Raw genomic sequence first — 1,050 nt, 5'->3', positions numbered from 1 at the left:
GCCGTCCTTCTCCATCTCCTCGGCGATCTTCATCGCCTCCTCGATCAGCGTCTGAACGATCTTCGACTCGGGCACGGTCTTGATGACCTCGCCCTTCACGAAGATCTGGCCCTTGCCGTTGCCGGAGGCGACGCCGAGGTCGGCCTCGCGGGCCTCGCCGGGGCCGTTGACCACACAGCCCATGACGGCCACCCGCAGCGGCACCTCCATGCCCTCCAGGCCCGCGGTGACCTCCTCGGCGAGCTTGTAGACGTCGACCTGGGCGCGGCCGCAGGACGGGCAGGAGACGATCTCCAGGCCGCGCCGGCGCAGGTTCAGCGATTCCAGGATCTGGATGCCGACCTTGATCTCCTCGACCGGCGGGGCCGACAGCGAGACGCGGATGGTGTCGCCGATGCCCTGGGAGAGCAGCGCGCCGAAGGCGACGGCCGACTTGACGGTGCCCTGGAAGGCGGGGCCGGCCTCGGTGACGCCGAGGTGGAGGGGGTAGTCGCACTGGGCGGCGAGCTGCCGGTACGCCTCGACCATGACGACCGGGTCGTTGTGCTTGACGGAGATCTTGATGTCCCGGAAGCCGTGCTCCTCGAAGAGGGACGCCTCCCACAGGGCGGACTCGACGAGCGCCTCGGGGGTCGCCCTGCCGTACTTCCGGAGCAGACGCCGGTCCAGCGAGCCGGCGTTCACGCCGATGCGGATCGGGGTGCCGTGGTCCCTGGCCGCCTCGGCGATCTCCTTGACCTTGTCGTCGAACTGCTTGATGTTGCCGGGGTTCACCCGGACCGCCGCGCAGCCGGCCTCGATCGCCGCGAAGACGTACTTGGGCTGGAAGTGGATGTCGGCGATCACCGGGATCTGCGACTTCCTCGCGATCACCGACAGGGCGTCGGCGTCGTCCTGCGTGGGACAGGCCACGCGCACGATCTGGCAGCCGGAGGCGGTGAGCTCGGCGATCTGCTGGAGGGTCGCGCCGATGTCGGAGGTGCGCGTGGTCGTCATCGACTGCACGGACACCGGGGCGTCCCCGCCCACCGCCACGGATCCGACCTGGAT

1 protein-coding gene is annotated in these 1,050 nt (G+C 69.5%); it reads right to left on the bottom strand.

The genetic code is table 11. From position 1 onward, the window contains the following. Positions 1-1,050 (bottom strand): flavodoxin-dependent (E)-4-hydroxy-3-methylbut-2-enyl-diphosphate synthase (gene ispG / locus KYY02_RS33645; protein WP_371244876.1); only part of this gene is annotated, 1,050 nt, incomplete at both ends.

The sequence above is a fragment of the Streptomyces pimonensis genome (assembly GCF_041380215.1).
Classification (GTDB): domain Bacteria; phylum Actinomycetota; class Actinomycetes; order Streptomycetales; family Streptomycetaceae; genus Streptomyces; species Streptomyces pimonensis.
This window is presented reverse-complemented; position numbering and strand designations above follow the sequence as displayed.